The sequence below is a fragment of the Antarcticimicrobium sediminis genome, assembly GCF_004348975.1.
Classification (GTDB): domain Bacteria; phylum Pseudomonadota; class Alphaproteobacteria; order Rhodobacterales; family Rhodobacteraceae; genus Antarcticimicrobium; species Antarcticimicrobium sediminis.
Genome location: NZ_SMFP01000010.1, coordinates 24,477 through 40,944, shown reverse-complemented (window position 1 = coordinate 40,944; position 16,468 = coordinate 24,477). Strand labels below are relative to the sequence as shown.

Annotated in this window: 15 protein-coding genes; 2 read left to right on the top strand and 13 right to left on the bottom strand. The window is 63.9% G+C overall.

What is annotated here, in order from left to right:
* Window positions 1-3: 3 nt before the first annotated feature.
* Together E1B25_RS14910 and E1B25_RS14905 are read left to right on the top strand one after the other, a co-directional pair.
* Window positions 4-891: a fumarylacetoacetate hydrolase family protein gene (locus tag E1B25_RS14910; RefSeq protein ID WP_132830317.1), complete on the top strand. Its 888-nt coding sequence runs from the start codon at window positions 4-6 to the stop codon at window positions 889-891.
* A 10-nt stretch (window positions 892-901) separates the two neighbouring features.
* Entirely contained in the window at window positions 902-1,531 is a 630-nt protein-coding gene (locus tag E1B25_RS14905) for a flavin reductase family protein (RefSeq protein ID WP_132830316.1), read from the top strand.
* A 106-nt stretch (window positions 1,532-1,637) separates the two neighbouring features.
* Here the strand turns inward: E1B25_RS14905 and dctP are convergent, their stop codons facing one another.
* The 13 genes from dctP to E1B25_RS14840 all read right to left on the bottom strand — a co-directional run bounded on the left by dctP (window position 1,638) and on the right by E1B25_RS14840 (window position 16,465).
* The gene (gene dctP, locus E1B25_RS14900; protein WP_132830315.1) at window positions 1,638-2,729 is read right to left on the bottom strand and encodes a TRAP transporter substrate-binding protein DctP; all 1,092 of its coding nucleotides are present in this window, start codon (window positions 2,727-2,729) and stop codon (window positions 1,638-1,640) included.
* 17 nt (window positions 2,730-2,746) lie between these two features.
* A complete protein-coding gene (locus E1B25_RS14895) occupies window positions 2,747-4,042 on the bottom strand; it encodes a TRAP transporter large permease (protein ID WP_132830445.1) in 1,296 nt (431 codons plus the stop codon).
* A 16-nt stretch (window positions 4,043-4,058) separates the two neighbouring features.
* Window positions 4,059-4,559, bottom strand: coding sequence for a TRAP transporter small permease subunit (locus tag E1B25_RS14890; protein ID WP_132830314.1), 501 nt, complete (start codon window positions 4,557-4,559; stop codon window positions 4,059-4,061).
* Between the two features lie 352 nt (window positions 4,560-4,911).
* Window positions 4,912-5,889 carry an ABC transporter ATP-binding protein gene (locus E1B25_RS14885; RefSeq protein ID WP_132830313.1) on the bottom strand — a complete coding sequence of 326 codons (978 nt, stop codon included), beginning with the start codon at window positions 5,887-5,889 and terminating at the stop codon, window positions 4,912-4,914.
* Between the two features lie 91 nt (window positions 5,890-5,980).
* Window positions 5,981-7,030, bottom strand: a complete 1,050-nt coding sequence (locus E1B25_RS14880; RefSeq protein ID WP_132830312.1) for an ABC transporter ATP-binding protein — start codon at window positions 7,028-7,030, stop codon at window positions 5,981-5,983.
* On the bottom strand, window positions 7,017-7,919 hold the full coding sequence (locus E1B25_RS14875; RefSeq protein WP_280960251.1) for an ABC transporter permease: 903 nt from the start codon (window positions 7,917-7,919) through the stop codon (window positions 7,017-7,019). Before E1B25_RS14875 ends, E1B25_RS14880 begins: the two co-directional genes overlap by 14 nt.
* 3 nt (window positions 7,920-7,922) lie before the next feature.
* Window positions 7,923-8,876 (bottom strand): ABC transporter permease, encoded by a 954-nt coding sequence (locus tag E1B25_RS14870; protein WP_132830311.1) that lies wholly within the window; start codon window positions 8,874-8,876, stop codon window positions 7,923-7,925.
* Window positions 8,877-8,934: 58 nt separating this feature from the next.
* On the bottom strand, window positions 8,935-10,536 hold the full coding sequence (locus tag E1B25_RS14865) for an ABC transporter substrate-binding protein (RefSeq protein WP_132830310.1): 1,602 nt from the start codon (window positions 10,534-10,536) through the stop codon (window positions 8,935-8,937).
* 279 nt (window positions 10,537-10,815) lie between these two features.
* Entirely contained in the window at window positions 10,816-11,478 is a 663-nt protein-coding gene (locus E1B25_RS14860) for an aspartate/glutamate racemase family protein (protein WP_132830309.1), read from the bottom strand.
* Window positions 11,479-11,588: 110 nt separating this feature from the next.
* Window positions 11,589-12,314: a hydratase gene (locus E1B25_RS14855; RefSeq protein ID WP_132830308.1), complete on the bottom strand. Its 726-nt coding sequence runs from the start codon at window positions 12,312-12,314 to the stop codon at window positions 11,589-11,591.
* 397 nt (window positions 12,315-12,711) lie between these two features.
* Window positions 12,712-13,395, bottom strand: a complete 684-nt coding sequence (locus E1B25_RS14850) for a GntR family transcriptional regulator (RefSeq protein WP_132830307.1) — start codon at window positions 13,393-13,395, stop codon at window positions 12,712-12,714.
* Window positions 13,396-13,461: 66 nt separating this feature from the next.
* Entirely contained in the window at window positions 13,462-14,901 is a 1,440-nt protein-coding gene (locus tag E1B25_RS14845) for an amidase family protein (protein ID WP_132830306.1), read from the bottom strand.
* Between the two features lie 16 nt (window positions 14,902-14,917).
* The gene (locus E1B25_RS14840) at window positions 14,918-16,465 is read right to left on the bottom strand and encodes a gamma-glutamyltransferase (protein ID WP_165937629.1); all 1,548 of its coding nucleotides are present in this window, start codon (window positions 16,463-16,465) and stop codon (window positions 14,918-14,920) included.
* Window positions 16,466-16,468 lie beyond the last annotated feature (3 nt).

The following is a 16,468-nucleotide window of genomic DNA, read 5'->3' as shown; positions in this document are numbered from 1 at the left end:
GTCGTGCTGGACGATATCGTGGTGGATGTTGCGGCGCTTGGCGCGGCTATTGGCCAGCCCCTGCCCGCCACAATGCTGGCGTTGATCGATCTTGGCCGCCCCGGCCTCGAGGCGCTGCAGGCGATGCTGTATGATCAAAGCAACCTCTGGCCGATGGGCACGGCGCGGCCGCTGGCCAATGTCACCCTGCTGGCGCCGATCCCGCGCCCGCGCAAGAACATCTTTGGCATCGGGTTGAACTATGCCGAGCATGTGGAGGAATCGAGCCGCGCGCTGGATACCGCCAAGGAAATGCCGAGCGAGCCGGTGATTTTCTCCAAGCCGCCAACCGCCGTGACCGGCCCCGGCGCACCGGTGCAGCACGACATCACCATGACCCGGCAACTCGATTGGGAGGTGGAACTGGCGGTGATCATCGGCAACCGCGCCACCAAGGTCAGCGAAGGCGCGGCGATGGATCATGTCTGGGGCTATTCGGTGATGATCGACATCTCGGCCCGCGACAACCGCCGGGCGGGCCAGTGGATCTATTCCAAGGGGATGGACAGCTATGCGCCGTTCGGCCCGATGATCGTGACGGCGGATGAGATCGACAACCCGCACGGGCTTGACCTGTGGCTGACCGTCAACGGGGTGGAAAAGCAACGTTCGAACACCCGGCATATGTATTTCAAGATCCCCGCCCTGATCGCGGACCTGAGCCACGGCATCACGCTTGAGCCCGGCGATATCATCGCGACCGGCACGCCCGAAGGAGTCGGCGCGGGGCGTGATCCGCAGGAATGGCTGTGGCCCGGCGATGTGATCGAGGCGGGCATTGAGGGGATCGGCACCTTGCGCAACCCGGTGATCGCCGCCGGCCCCGCCGAGACCGGCGGCTTACGCGGCTGAGCGGCGCGCCATGTTTTACGACTGCGCCGCGCACCCCGAGGCTTTCGTCTACAAGCTGCTGACAGCGACGGTCACGCCGCGCCCGATCGCATGGGTCACCACGCGGTCGGTGGCAGGCGTGGACAATGCCGCGCCCTACAGCTTTTTCAACGTCATGGGGCATGAGCCGCCCACCGTGGCGCTGGGCCTGTTGCGCGATCCCGTGAAGGGGCTGAAGGACACCGCCGAGAATATCTCGGCCAGTGGCGAATTCGTGGTCAATCTGGTGGCGCGCGACATGGCCGAGCAGATGAACACGACCGCGATAGATGCCCCGCGCGACGTCAGCGAGGTGACGCTTGCCGGGCTGGACACCATGCCGTCGTCCCTTGTCGCGCCACCGCGACTGGCGCAAGCGCCGGTGTCGTTTGAATGCCGATTGCTCAGCGCCGTGATGACCGGGCCAAAACAGATGGTCGTGATCGGTCGGGTGGTCGCGATCCATATCGCCGACCGCTTTCTGCTGGATGCCGAGCGGGGCCATGTGGACACCCCGGCGCTGGATCTGATTGCGCGGATGCATGGCAGCGGCTGGTACAAGGCGGGCGGTGAGATGTTCCAGATGACCCGCCTGACCTATCCGCCAGAGCAGGGCAGCTAACGCGGGGCAGCGATAGGGCCAAGGCCGCATCAGACATCACCCATCAGATAAAGAAAAGGCCCGCTGAACCAGCGGGCCTTTCCGTGTTTGGATCAAAAAGTCTGGATCAGTTCGCGCAGGCGCGGATCTTTTCGATATCCGGGCCGTTCGGCGTCCGGCCCAGGTTGAACGGGGCCGAGGCGTCACGCCATTTGGCGTAATCCGCCAGATACTCGAGCTGGCTCAGATAGACCTTTGCGGAATCGGGGTTTTCGCAAGCGGTCTCCTCGATCACGACGTTGGCCATTTCCTGCACCTTGGCGAGGGTCGCGTCATCATAGCGCGTGATCTCGATCCCGGCGTCAATGAACTGCTGGTAAGCTTCGGTGGCCCGTTTTTCGGTAAAGGACAGCGACCAGATCAGGTTGGCTTGTGCCGCGACCTTCAGATCGTCCTGCGTTTCCGGCGACAGGGCATCCCAGGACGCCTTGTTGATCATCACGCCAAAGATCGACGCGGACTGGTGCCAGCCCGGTGTCGCCCAATACTTGGTGACCTGCTGGAAGCCGCCGGAGAAGTCGACGTTGGGGGTCGAGAATTCGGCCCCGTCGATCACACCACGTTCCAGCGACTGATAGATTTCGCCACCGGCCATGGACACTTGGCTGCCGCCCAGTTTTTCCAACAGACGGCCTTGCTCCAGACCGGAAAGGCGCAAGCGTTTGCCTTTGAGGTCGTCCAGCGTGACGATCTTTTCGTTGGTGCGGAAGCCGGATTCGTTGTTGGTCACGCCATAGGGCAGGTAAACCATGCCGAACTTGCCATAGATCTCGTTATAAAGATCCGCACCACCCCACTGTTCGATCCAGTTGACGTAGTCGACCGCGTTGAACAGGCTCGCCGTGGTTGCCAGCGGCGAGAATGCGGAGTTGCGGCCAGCCCAGTAACCCGGCCAGTCTGCCCCGGCCTGAATGGTGCCGGATTCAACCGCCCCAAAGACTTCACCAGCGGGAACAAGCGCGCCGCCTTCAAAGAATTCGATGGTCAGATCATCCCCGGTCAGCTTGTTGGCCAGCTCGACGAAATGCTTGTCCATCTCGATCAGCTCGAGCGAGGTCGGCCAAGTGGTGGTCATGGTCCAGCTGTCCTGGGCCGCAGACTGCGTTGCAATCCCGGCAGCCAGTGCGAGGCCCGCCATTACATTTGTCTTAATCGTCATTACACATCCTCCTCAGGTTACTTGGAATAAAGCGTTTCGGGCAGCCAGGTGACCAGCTGCGGGAACAGGGCGATCGCCACGCACATCATCAGGATCAGCCCGATGAAGGGCAGAACACCGATGATGATCTGAGACGTTTTCACCGATCTGGGCGCGATGGCGCGCAGATAGAACAGCGCATATCCGAACGGTGGCGTCAGGAACGAGGTCTGCAGCACGACCGACATCAAGACGACGAACCACAGCAAGCTGACGTCCATCTCTTGCACGATGGGCAGGAAGATCGGGAACGACAACAGGACGATCCCGGTCCAGTCCAGAAAGGCGCCCAGAATGAAGACGATGAACATCATCATCGCGATCAGCAGCCAAGGCGCCATATCGAGGTTCCGGATGATCTCTTGCGTGGCGCGCAACCCGCCGGTGATATTGAACACCCCGGTAAAGGCGGTCGCACCGACCACGATGAACAGGATCATCGCCGAGGTCCGCCCGGTTTCCAGCATCGCACCGTAGAAGTTGGACCAGCTGAACTTGCGCCGCATGATCACGATGACCAGCGCCAGCGCCGCCCCGATGGCCGAGGCTTCGGTCGCGGTCGCGATCCCGGCCAGCAGCGAACCGAGAATGCCGAGGATCAGCACCAGCGGCGGCACTGCTTCGATAGCCAGCATCCGCATCAGCGCCGGTTTGCTGATTTTCTCGTCCGGCTCTACCGCCGGGGCCATGTCAGGGCGCACCACCGCGACAATGAACACCCAGACCGCATAGAGCAGGCCCAGCACCACCCCGGGAACCATGGCACCGGCAAACAGCTCGCCCACGGACAGGGGGGAATAGCTGGCCATCAGGATCAGCATGATCGACGGCGGAATGAGAATGCCAAGGCAGCCTGAGGCCGCGATCACCCCGGTCGTCAGGGTCGGGCTATAGCCGTATTGCAGCATCGGGCGCAGCGCCATCACCCCCATCACGGTGATCGAGGCCCCGATGATCCCGGTGGTGGCGGCCAGCAGGATCGAAATGAACACCACGGCCAGCGCCAGCCCACCGCGCACGTTCGACAACAGCAGCCGCAACGACTCGAACATCTTGTCGGTCACGCCAGAGTCGGACAGGAATCGCGCCATTAGAATAAAGAGCGGAATAGCGATCAGCGTAAAGTTATTCAGCACATCGCCGAAAATCCGGTTGATCACGATCCCCAGCACCATCGGCTTGCCAGCGATCAGCGCCCCCAGAACGGCGGTGCCGCCAAGCACAAAGGACAGCGGATGCCCCATGAACAGACCCAGCAGCAGCAGGCCGAACATGCACAATGCGATGATTTCAGGCGTCACTGGGCGTCTCCTGACGGTTAAGAACGAGTTTGAGGAATTCCGAGATCCCTTGCAAAAGCAGCAGGGCCGCCGCCAAGGCCATGGCCATCTTCAACGGATAGACCGGCAGCTGCACCGAGCCATAGGTGGTCTCGCCCTGCGCATAGGATCGCATCCCGAATTCATAGGACCGGGTCATGAAAACCCAAGCGAAGGGGAAGAAGAAGATCACATATCCGGCTGCTTCCACCCAGCGCCGTGGCGTCGCCGCGAGCATCTCTGTGATCAGATCGACCCGCACATGCGCCTGATGACGAAGCGCATATCCCCCGAGCATGACGAAATAAAAGCCATAAAGCTGTCTGGTAACGTCGAAGGCCCAGCGGGTCGGATCGTTCAGCGCATAGCGCATGAAAACGTCATAGATGATGATCGCCCCGAATATGATCGCCACAATCGAGACGATCCTACCGACGACCTCATTTATTCGGTCGATGAATTGAAACAACATCGCAACCCTCCCTCTTCGCCGCGACAATATCGCCGATTCTGGCAGAAACAAGTAGCTTGGTTCACCAAACCACGGGCTTTACGTAGTACTACGGACTTGATTTCCCTGAATTTCCCCTTGCGTTTCCCGTTCTGGTGAGGCGCGCCGAAACAGGCAATGCGAAAGCCTCGGATCGGTCAGTCTCTTTTACCAGATGGACCGTTTCAGCCTGTCCAACGGATTCTGTTGGCCTATTGATTCGCGCGTCGTAGAGAAGGGCGCGGTGCCATTCGGGCACCGCTTCGACCTCGACCAGCGACAACGCCAGCCGGATCAGCGGCAGGTCGGCGCCGCGCGGCCCGATCGGCACAGGTTACTCCGCTGCGATGGGCTCGGCGGCGCGCAGGCAGGCGACGCGGCGGCGATCGGAGGGGTGAAAGACCGGCGGCAGCGCGGCGCGGCATTCGGCCATGGCGACCGGGCAGCGCGGCGCAAAGGGGCAGCTTTCGGGCCGCACCTCCAGCGCTGGCGGCGCCCCCGGGATGGCGTTCAGCCTCTCGCCCCGGGCGACATCATGCAGGTTCGCCGCCAGCAGCCCCCGGGTATAGGGATGGCGGGCATCGCGGATGATCTCGCGCGTGGTGCCCTCCTCGATGATCTGACCGGCGTACATCACCGCGATCCGCTCGGAAATTTCCACCGCGACGCCGATGTCGTGGGTGACAAAAATCACCCCCATGCCGAACTCTTTCTGCAACTCGCGCAGCAGCAGCAGGATCTGGATCTGCACCGTTGCGTCCAGCGCGGTGGTCGGCTCATCCGCCAGCAGCAGGCGCGGACGACAGGCCAGCGCCAGCGCGATCATCACCCGCTGCCGCATGCCGCCGGACAGCTCGTGCGGATAGGTATGCAGACGCCGGTTGGCGGAGGGGATGCGCACCCGGTCCAGCATGTCGAGCGCCGTGGACATCGCCTCGGCCTTGTTCACGCCCTTGTGGCGCATCACAGCCTCGGCAATCTGGTGGCCGACGGTATAGACCGGGTCCAGCGCCAGCGCCGGTTCCTGAAACACCATCGAGACCTCGCCGCCGCGATAGCGTTGCAGCGCCTTTCCGCGCAACGACATGACATCAATGCCGTTGACCGCGATCTTGCCGTCGATCTGCGTGCGTTTCGGCGGCAGCAGCCCGAGCAGCGTCTTCAGCGTCACCGACTTGCCAGAGCCGCTTTCGCCCAGAAGCGCCAGCGTCTCGCCCTGCTCCATCGCCAGCGAGACGTCGTTCAACGCGTGCACCGTGCGCTTGCCCTTGAAGCACACGTTGAGGTTCTGGATATCGACCAGCTTGGTCATTGGTCCTCCTCCTACTTCGGGGTGGCTTGGGGGACGGTTTGCGGGGTGGTCCGGCAGACCTTTTTCATCGCGCGGCGCGCTGTCGACTGGATCATTTCGGCACCCCCTGCCCGGCCTTGGGATGGCCGGACCCGGCGTCATACAGGTGGCAGGCGACCAGGTGATCACCGCGCCGCGTCAGCCCGGCCAGATTTGGCGCGCGTTCCTTGCAGACCGCGCTGGCAAAGCGGCAGCGGGTGTGGAACCGGCAGCCCGAGGGCGGGTTGATCGGGTTCGGTGGGTCGCCCGCCAGCGGCGGCTCCTCGGTGCGCTCGTCCGGGTCCATCGCCGGCATCGCCGAGAACAGCGAGCGGGTGTAGGGATGCGCCTGCTCGCTCCATATGCTGTCCACCGGCGCGACCTCGACCACCTCGCCCAGATACATCACCAGAATACGGTCCGAGATATAGCGCACCACGTTCAAGTCGTGGCTGATGAAGACATAGGTCAGCCCGAATTCTTCGCGCAGGTCGCTGAGCAGGTTCAACACCTGCGCCTCGACCGATTTGTCCAGCGCCGAGACCGCCTCGTCCAGCACCACCAGACGCGGAGACATTGCCAAGGCGCGGGCGATATTGACCCTTTGACGCTGACCGCCGGACAGCTCGTGTGGGTAGCGATGGGCAAAGCGGTTCGGGTCGAGCCCGACCCGGTCCATCATCTTGCGCGCCAGATCGTCGGGATCGTCCAACCCCTGCACCCGCGCGCCAAATGCCACCGAGTCAAGGATCGTCAGCCGCGGATTCAGCGTCGCGTAGCTATCTTGAAAGACCATCTGCACACCGCGGCGCAGATCCTTCAGCGACAGCCGTTCGCCAAGCGCGTGACCGTCAAAGATGATCTCGCCCTTGTCCTTTTCGATCAGGCCGATCAGCAGCTTGGCGGTGGTGGACTTGCCGCAGCCGGATTCTCCGACGATGCCCAGGGTCTCGCCCTTCTTGACCTCGAAGGAGACGCCATCGACCGCCTGCACCTTGCCCTGCATCCGGCCCAGGATGCCGCCCTTGATGGGAAAGTGCTTTTGCAACCCGCGCACCGAGATCAGCGGCTGCGCCGGGCCGCCGGTGTCGGGAACGGGGGTATAGGTGTCAGTCACGGACATTCATCGCACTCCTCAGACCATCGCTCAGCAGGTTCAGGCACAGCGAGGTGACAAAGATCATCACGCCGGGCAGCGCCGACAACCACGGGTTGACGTAGATCGCAGAGCGCAGCGTGTTCAGCATCAGGCCCCACTCGGGTTCGGGTGGGCGCACACCGATGCCAAGGAACGACAGGCCAGCAGCAAGGATCATGCAGACGCTGGTCAGCGAGCTTGCATAGACAAAAATCGGCGACAGCACATTGCCGATCACATGCACCCGGATCACCGTCCAGGCGCTGGCCCCTGTGGCGCGGGCGGCGTCGATATAATCGAGCTTGCGCACCCCCGAGGTGACGGCCTCGGCAACGCGGGTGATCGGCGGCACGAAGACGATCGTCAGCGAGACCAGGGAATTCGTGATCCCCGCCCCCAGCGCGCCGGAAATGGCGATTGCCAGCAGCACCGAGGGGAAGGCAAAGAACACGTCCACCGTGCGCATGATCAGCGTGTTGGTCAGCCCGCCGACATAGCCCGCGGTGATCCCCAGCGCCGAGCCGATGAAGAAGGCCAGCACCACCGGCACCAACCCGATGAACAGCGTCAGCCGCCCGCCATAAATCAGCCGGACCAGCATGTCGCGGCCCTGCTCGTCGGTGCCAAGGATATGGCCCGCTGTGCCCAACGGCTTAAGCCGGGCGATCATCGAGCCCTTGTAGGGATCGCCCAACCCGAGGAAGGGCGCAAAGATCGCCGCCAGGATCAGCGCCAGCACGACGCCGGCACAAAGCATCGTCACCGGATCTCGGACCAGCCGCGACATCACGCCGGACCAGTAGCCCTGCGGCTTAGCCACGGCCATGTCGGGGGCGGCACGGGGATCGGTGGGATCGGTTTCAACCACAGCCATGGGTCAGGTCCTCTGGATGCGGGGGTCGATGGCGGCCTGGACCACATCGACGATCAGGTTCATCGCCACGAAGAACAGCGCCAGCACCAGAATGGTGCCCTGCAACAGCGGCAGGTCGCGCTGGAAGATGGCATTCGACAGCAGGAACCCCGAGCCGGGCCAGTTGAACACGGTCTCGATCAGGATCGAACCGCCCAACAGATAGCCCAGTTGCAGCCCCATCACCGACAGCGCGGTCGCGGCGGCGTTGCGGGCCACGTGGCGCAGCACGTCAAAGCGGCTCATGCCCTTGGCGTAGAGGGCATCGACGAAATCCTGGTTCAGGATGTCTCCGGCGAGGGCGCGCACGGTGCGCGCGACGATGCCGATCGGCACCACCGCCAGCGTCACTGCGGGCAGGACCAGGTGGCGCATGTGCAACCAGTCCCACGACCAGTCCTGAGAGCCGCCCGGCCCGGCGCCCATCGAGGGCAGCCAGCTGAGGTTGACCGAAAAGATGATGACCAGCACGATGCCCAGCCAGTAGTTCGGCACCGAGACGCCGGCGATCGACACCGCCGTCACCGCGCGATCAACCCAGGTGTCACGGAAATAACCGGCCAAAAAGCCAAGGGCGGTGCCTATCGGAAAGGCGATGACCGCGGCGCTGACGGCCAGCAGCAGCGAGTTCTTGACCGCGCCGAAGACCTCGCCGGCGACCGGGCGCCCGGTGGCAATCGAGCGGCCCATGTCGCCCTGAATCAGGTTGCCGATCCAGATCGCGTATTGCACCGGCAGCGGCTTATCCAGGCCATAGGCGGCGCGCATGGCGTCCTGTTCCTCGGCCGTGGCATCCACCGGCATGATGGCGGTCAGCGGATCGCCGGGGGCGATCTGGACCAGCAGAAAACAGATGATCGACACGCCCAAAGCCACCGGCAGGACAAGGATCAGACGTCGGATGAGATAGGTCAGCAAGTCGGGCGCCCCTCGGAAAAAGCTGCCCCCGCCCGATATCCGGGCGAGGGCGATTTCATCACTCGTCGATCGTGATGGACGAGAAGTTCTGGTACCAGTTCTGCGCCTGGACAAAGCCTTTGACCTTGGGCGACATGGCGCGCGGCGCAACGTCGTGGGTCACGAACAGGAACAGCGCGTCGTTGACGTATTTCTCATGCGTCTTCTGCAACACGGCGGTCTGTTCGGCGGGGTCGAAGGTGGTCTTGATCTGCTCCAACAGTGCCTGCATCTCTGGGTCTTGGTAGTGGCCCCAGTTGGTGCCGTTCGGCGCGATCAGGTTTTGGTCGAGGTGACGGATCAACCCGGTGAACGGGTCCTGGATGAAGTAGGTGAAGTTGATCGACTGCGCGCCATCTACGGCCTCGTCAGCCGCGCCTGCACGCCACAGGTTGATCATCTGGTTCCATTCGACAACCATGAACTCGACGTCGATATAGACCTCGGCCAGGCTTTGCTGGACGAACTCGTTCATCGGCAGCGGCAGCATCTGGCCCGACCCCGATGGCGAGATCAGCGCCTTGACCATCAGGTGGTTGTCGGGGCCATAGCCCGCCTCTGCCATCAGCGCCTTGGCGGCGTCGAGGTCGTAGGACGGATCAAACGTCGGGTGACCGAACCACTGCGACGATGGCGGCAGGAAGCCTTTGGCCGGGACCATCAGCCCCCCCAGCAGCGGCATCATGCTTTCGCGGTCGATCGCCATGTTGGCGGCCTTGCGCACGCGGATGTCATTCCAGGGCGAGCCTTCGAGCCGCGACAGGTGCCAGGTCCAGTTGTGCGGATAGGCATTGGACGAAATGGCAAAGCCGTTGCCCTGCATCGCCGGGATGGTGTCGGGCGCGGGGGCCTCGATCCAATCGACCTGACCGGACATCAGCGCGGCGGCGCGCGCGTTCGGTTCGGGCAGCGGGATCAGGATCATCTCATCCAGCTGGGGGATGCGGGTTGCGTCCCAATAGGCATCGTTCGGCACCAGCACGGCGCGTTCGCGCGGGACAAAGTCCTGCAGTTTCCAGGGGCCGGTGCCCGAGGGTGTCATCGCGACCTTTTCCCAGTCCTTGTCCAGGGCTTCCCAATTGGCCTTGGACGACATCAGGATCCACGCCAGTTGGTAGGGCAGCGTCGCGTCGGGTTCCTTGGTGGTGATGGTCAGGGTCAGATCATCGATCGCCTCATAGGAGGCGACGGCAGGAATGCGCGACTTGCCCTGCGCGGATTGGCGCGAATCGTATTGCTCGGAGGCATCATCCAGCAGCTTGTCGAAGTTCCAGACCACGTTTTCGGCGGTGAAAGCCGAGCCATCGTGAAAGGTCACGCCGTCGCGCAGCTTGAAGGTCCAGGTCAGGTGATCCTCGCCCACCGACCACTCGGTCGCCAGACCGGGGATCAGCCCAGAAGGCTTGTCCGCGCTGGTCAGGTCCCATTCGATCAACGAGTCATAGACCGTATAGCCCATGAACCGCATGCCTTCGCCGCCCTGGTCGGTCTGGCCGGTGGTCAGGGGAATATCCGACGCGGTCATGCCGACGCGCAGCACCCCCTGCGCCTGTGCCAGCGAACCGCAGACCATCGCTGCGGCTGTGACAAGGGCGCCCAGTCCCTTTCCGAGTTTCGACATCAATTACTCTCCGTGTTGGGCCGCCTTCGAGGGCGGTTGTTGTGCTGTTCGAGCCATTGCTGGCGCGCTCCCTGCACGGAGGTTGGCAAGTGATCTTCACGAGAGGCCAGAACCGAAACCGGTCAAGACCCCCAAAAGTTCAAGGGTCCCGCGGCTTGTGCCCAAACTTGTCGCGCAATTTTGTCAAACTGCCGAAAAACGCGCCACCCTCTGGACCAGATCTGCGCGTCCGAAAGCCAGTTTGCGCGTCCTCAGATCGTCTGCGCGCCCTCGCGGATGTCAGCGCGCCAGCAAAGCCGCCATCTCGGTCGCCGCGGCCCGGATCGGCGAGATCAGCGGCACCGGGGCGCACTCGGCCAGCCGCTCTGCGGCTTCTCCCAGCGGTCCGCCACCGATGATCACCGCCGCAGCCCCGGCGCGCGCCGCCCGTTCGCTGGCCTCCAACAGGGCGGCGTCCAGCGCGGCGGCGTCCAGCATCAGCGCCTCGGGCTCTCCCTGCGTCAAGTAGCAGCCGAGATAGGCCGCGCCCCCCTGCCCAGCCATCATCCGGTCGATCCGGGGCGCCAGATCCGGGGTGGTGGTGACCACCGCAAAGCCGCCGCCTGAAGAACCGCCTGAGGAGTCGCCCGACGCACTGGCCAGCGCGCTGGCCTGCCGGGCCGCCGCCGCGCCGATGCCCAGCACCGGGCAAGACAGCCGCGCCGCCAACCGCGCCCGTCCCGGATCGCCAAAGGCCGAGACGATGACACCGTCGCACGCCGGCAGCACCGCCGCGCCGACCAGCTCTGCCGCCGCGTCCAGCGTCGCCTCGGTGACGATCATCTGCGGGCCCTCTGGCGCGGTCCAGCCCGAGACCCCGGGCAAAATCTTCGAGGCGATCGCAACCATGGCCCGCGTGGTCGCGGAATTGGCGTTGGGGTTCATCAGCAGGATCTGGGGCACGCGGGGATCTCCAAGGCGCACCGGACGATCACCGCCCGGCCACGGCGCCGCCCGCATACAGCCACAGGCCGCAACCGGCGGCAACACCCGCCCCCCTCAGCGCCCCGGGCTTAACTCGCGCGCGGGACAAGAACGGCCCGGATCGCTCCAAAGCCCTCCACCGTGGCCTCGACGGTGCTGCCGACCGGGAACCAGGGCAGCCCGCAAAGCGAACCGGTGATGACATGCTGGCCGGGCTGCAACCCGCCGCAATGATCGCCAAGGTGATCGAGGCACATGCGCAGGTTCGCGAGCGCCGAGCCACCGGGCACCGTGGCCGACCCGTCCAGCAAGACCCGCCCTGCCCCGGTCATACGCGCCTGCACCGTATCGAAATCGTGGCCGTCCCACCCCTGCAACACCGGCCCCAGCACCAGCCCGTCATTGAGTATCATGTCGGCGGTCTTCTGCAGCGGCTCCAGATCATCGCCACCAAAGCGCGTATCGACCAGTTCCATCACCAGACGCGGACGAAACAGCTGGTGCAGCGGCGCATCCCCTGGCGCCTGCATCACCTCAAAACCGATTTCCAGCTCGACCCCGGTGCTGTCCGGCGACGGGATTTCGGCACCGCTGGCAAAGACCCGCGCGGCGGGCAGCGGCGCCAACAGCGGGGGGCCTTCGGGCCGTGGCCCGACCTTGAAACCGGCCACCGGCCCCAGCGTGGCTTGCACCCGGGTCTGGATGGCCAGCGCCTCGTCATAATCTGGGAGGATCTGCGGCGGCGTCACCGGCAGGCCAGTACGCCGCGCGGTCGTCAGGCTGCGGACATAGGTTTCAATCAGATCAGGGCGCATGGCGGTTTCCTTATGAGGGGACAAGGGCACTCGGAAAAGAAAGGTACTGTCGGGACAGGCGGTCAGGATGTCAAAACCGGGACGAAGGGGCGTGTTGCGGGGATCGGGGGCACCACAAGCTCGACGGCGGCTCTGGCAAAAGTCGAAGATCAGGAAACCGCACCGAGGGCGTCACGGTCTGGCGACGCAAATCTGCGGGGGGCTGGCATATCCAGACCCTTTCTTGTTTCATATCGAGGCTGTTGGAGCTGTTTTGGCGCGTGTGAAAGGAACCTGTTGCTGCTGGCAAAGTGTTTCAAATCGTGCCGCACCTTTTCATATGACGCCGAACACGACCGTGGCGGGCTTTTGCTCTGCCGTTCTCAGTAGGCAACGTCGGTGACAAATTCGACTGTGACTATGTCGCTGCGGCTTGCCCCGCGAGCCAATCCATCAGCCGCCGACCTTCCTTTTCATCGTGCAGCCAAGCTTCCTGCGAGGCGCGTTCGGCATCGCCGTCCAGCAGCGCGCTCATCAGGGGTTCATGCTGCGCGATAATATCATCAGGGCCGGTGGCAATATGGGTATTCGACGTGGCGATGAACAATCGCACCTGAAATTCCACCACGCGATATTGCGCGGTCAGCAGATGATGCCCGCTGGCGGCGAGGATCCGGCGATGAAACTCGAAATCAGCCTCGATAATCGCGGGCAGGTCATTGGCGTGGCAGGCCGTGATCAATCGATCATGCGCTGCCACCAAATCGGCTCTGATTTCCGGCTCCTTGCGCCCTGCAGCCAAGCGCGCAGCCAAGCTTTCCAGCGCCCCGCGCAAAGTCCAAAGTTCCCAGACGTCTTTTGCCGTGAGCGATGCGACCTCCCATCCGGTATAGGGGATCTGTCGAACGATCCCTTCGGAATTGAGCCGATGCAGTGCCGTGCGCACGGTCGATCGCGCCACCCCCAGCCGATCGGCCAACGAAATTTCCGTCAGCCGCTCGCCTGGAGAGATTTCTCCTGACAGCAGGTAATCGCGCAATGTCTCGGTCACGATCGTCTCGGTGGACTGCCGCGTGACGGGCGGAAGATTTTCTAAGGCCATGGGCGTCTCCTCCCCGCTTGCCAGCGCAGGACCATAGAGCCATCCGGTCTCGCGTACAAGTTTCGTTCAGGGCAGCATGGCGATGGGGCACGGAGGCATCCGCGCCTCGATCGCCTCGGCTGCGTCAAGGCACACATCCTCGCGGAACTTGCCCGACACGATTTGCACCCCCACCGGTGTGCCATTCGGTGTGAACCCGGTGTTGAGCGTCAGCGACGGCAGACCGGTGACAGGCAGACCCAGCATAGGGGCCTGGGCCCGCCAGACACGGGCGTAGTCCTCGGGGCTTTTCAGATCCAGATCATCCTCGAACGGCAGCTCGCCGCAGGGTGGCAGCAAAACGACGGGGTAGCGCGCAATGAATTGCATCCAGGCCCGCACGATACCCAAGCGGGTGATAAACGCCTCAGGCAGATCCTGCACGCCAAGCGCCTCGACAAACTCGCGTTGACCGGCCAACGCTGCGATCGCGCCCGGGTCACCTTCGGCTTGTGCCGCAGCAACCTGGCCATCGTAATTGTCGCCCATCCACAGAATGATCTGCACCTTCACCGCCTCGTTGATCGGCGGCAGATCGTCCAGTTCCTCGACGATCCAGCCAGCCTCCACCAGGCGCGCGGCCGCCTCGCGCAGCGCGACCTCGATTTCGGGCGCGGTGTCCATCCCGTCGGGACGAATGCACAATGCGGCACGTTTCGGCACATCCGGGCCATTGAACGGCATCGCCACATGCAAGGGGTCGCGCACATCCGGGCGCATCATCGCCTGCAATGCAAGACGAAGATCCCCAACATGGCGCGCCAGCGGCCCAGACACCGCCATCATCTGCGGCCCGATCGAGCGATCCTTGCCGCTGGCGTTCCAGGCTGCCACGCGCCCGATAGTCGGACGCAAACCATGCACGCCGCAGGCATAGGCCGGGTAACGCACCGAACCGGCAATATCGGTGCCATGTGCGATGGCCCCGATCCCCGCCGCCACGGACGCCGCCGCACCACCGGACGACCCCCCCGGCGTGAGCCCCTTGCCGCGCGGATTGATCGTGCGCCCGTGCAAGAGGTTCGAAGTGAACCACCGATAGCTGAAAGCGGGCGTGTTGGTGCGCCCCAGTGGCACGGCACCGGCATCGATAAGGTTCTGCACAACCGGGTTGTTCGTCTTGGCAACCAGATCCTTCAGTGCGTTCAACCCGTTGGTGGTGGGAAACCCGGCCTGATCGACATTGACCTTGGTCGTGACGGGCACCCCCGCGAGCGGCCCCATATCACGGCCTGCGGCGAGGCCATCGTCCACGGCCTGCGCTGCGGCAATCACGGTTTCGGGACGGAAATCGACCACCGCGTTCAGCGCCGGGTTCACCGCGCTCAGACGATCCATTGCCGCGCGGGCGACGTCGAGCGCCGAAATCTCGCCTCCCGAGACGAGTGCCGCGATACGGGTCGCGCTCAGGCTCCAGAGCGCATCGCTCTCGGTGGGGGAAACAGAAGGAAGGGAGGCTTTGGTCATTGTGTATCTCGCTTGATCACTCATTGGGAAACAGGCTCTCGCCTTCGGCAACGGCATCGGCCCAAGGGTGCCAAGGCTCTGCCGCACCATAATTCACCCCCTGCTTGCGACGCACGCCGCACAAGGTGGTGTAGTGGTTGGGGTGATCGATCCGATCGGCCAAGACGACCGGATAGCGTTCCGCCAACCGCTTCAGCAGGTCCGCGCCAAAACGCGGATCCGCAACCAAGACGGGCGGCGCCGACAGATCGAAGCGCGGGGCCGCGATGGCACACTCGAGATCGGCATCAAAATCGACGATCCGGGCCAAGGCCTGGAAAACGGCGGGCAGGATCTTGCGTCCGCCCGACCCGCCAAAGGCGACGACATCCTCCTCGCCGGTCAGCATGACGGGCGAATAATTCGCCAACGCCTTGCGGGCCGGCGCAATGGCGTTGATCTTGCCGGGGCGCGGATCGAACCAGTTCACCCCGTTGTTGAGCAAGATCCCCGTCGAAGGCGACACAACACCCGATCCGAACAGCGACAGCAGCGTCTGGGTCAGGGTCAGGGAAACTGTCATGCCCTCAGAGTCGACCACGCTGAAATGCGTCGTGCAACTTGGCAGCGTACGTTCGGCGCCATCGCCCAATTCCGCAAAGCGGTGCTCCCAAGACGCGGCCATTGCAGCGGCATAGGCCATGATATCATCCGGGGCGGCCACCGTCCCGGCGGGGACGTGATCGCGATTGCACAGCCGCATGGCAAGCGCGACGCTGACCCCGCCATTGAGGTCTGGCACGTAATGCAGCGCGTGTCCGCGATAGGGTTCGCTGCGCGCCGGGGCCTCGACAGCCTCGAACCCGGCCATGTCTTCGGCGCTCAGATAGCCGCCCAGATCCTGCACGTCGCGGGTCAAATCCTGTGCCAGATCTGACAGATAAAGCGCATCAGGTCCTTCATGCGCAATCCGGGCTAGTGTTGCTGACAGTTTCGGAGAGCACAGCCGGGCGACCTTGCCGGTCACGGCCGCAGGCGGAACAGGCGGGTAACCGTCCGGTAGAAACCAAGCCGCACAAGCCTCGTTGCGCTGCAACCGCGCCATTTCCTGAGCGACCCACAGTGTCACGTGATGATCCACCACCAGCCCGTCTGCGGCCAAGGCTACAGCAGGTGCGACCAGTTCGGCCCAAGGCATCCGCCCGAAGCGGGCATGGGCCGAGCCCAGACCGCGCACCAGACCCGGAATGCAGATGGATCGCGCGCCCACCACGTTGCGGTCTTCCAGCACGTTCGGCCAGCCGAACAGATCGCCATCCTTGCCTTCGACCAACGGAAAATCTGCAGGATTCAAATCGGCAGGTGATCGTGCGCCTGCGTCGATCGACGACACCGGCCCGTCCTGCGGACGGACCAGCATCGCACCAACCCCGCCGATCCCGTTCATCCAGGGTTCCAGCACCCCCAGCGCGAAGGAGGTCGCCACAGCGGCATCCACCGCGTTGCCGCCCGCACGCAGCACCTCCGCCCCGACATGCGCGGCTTGGCGGTTCTGGGCGGCAACGAGTCCCCCGCGGCCCTTCACCGC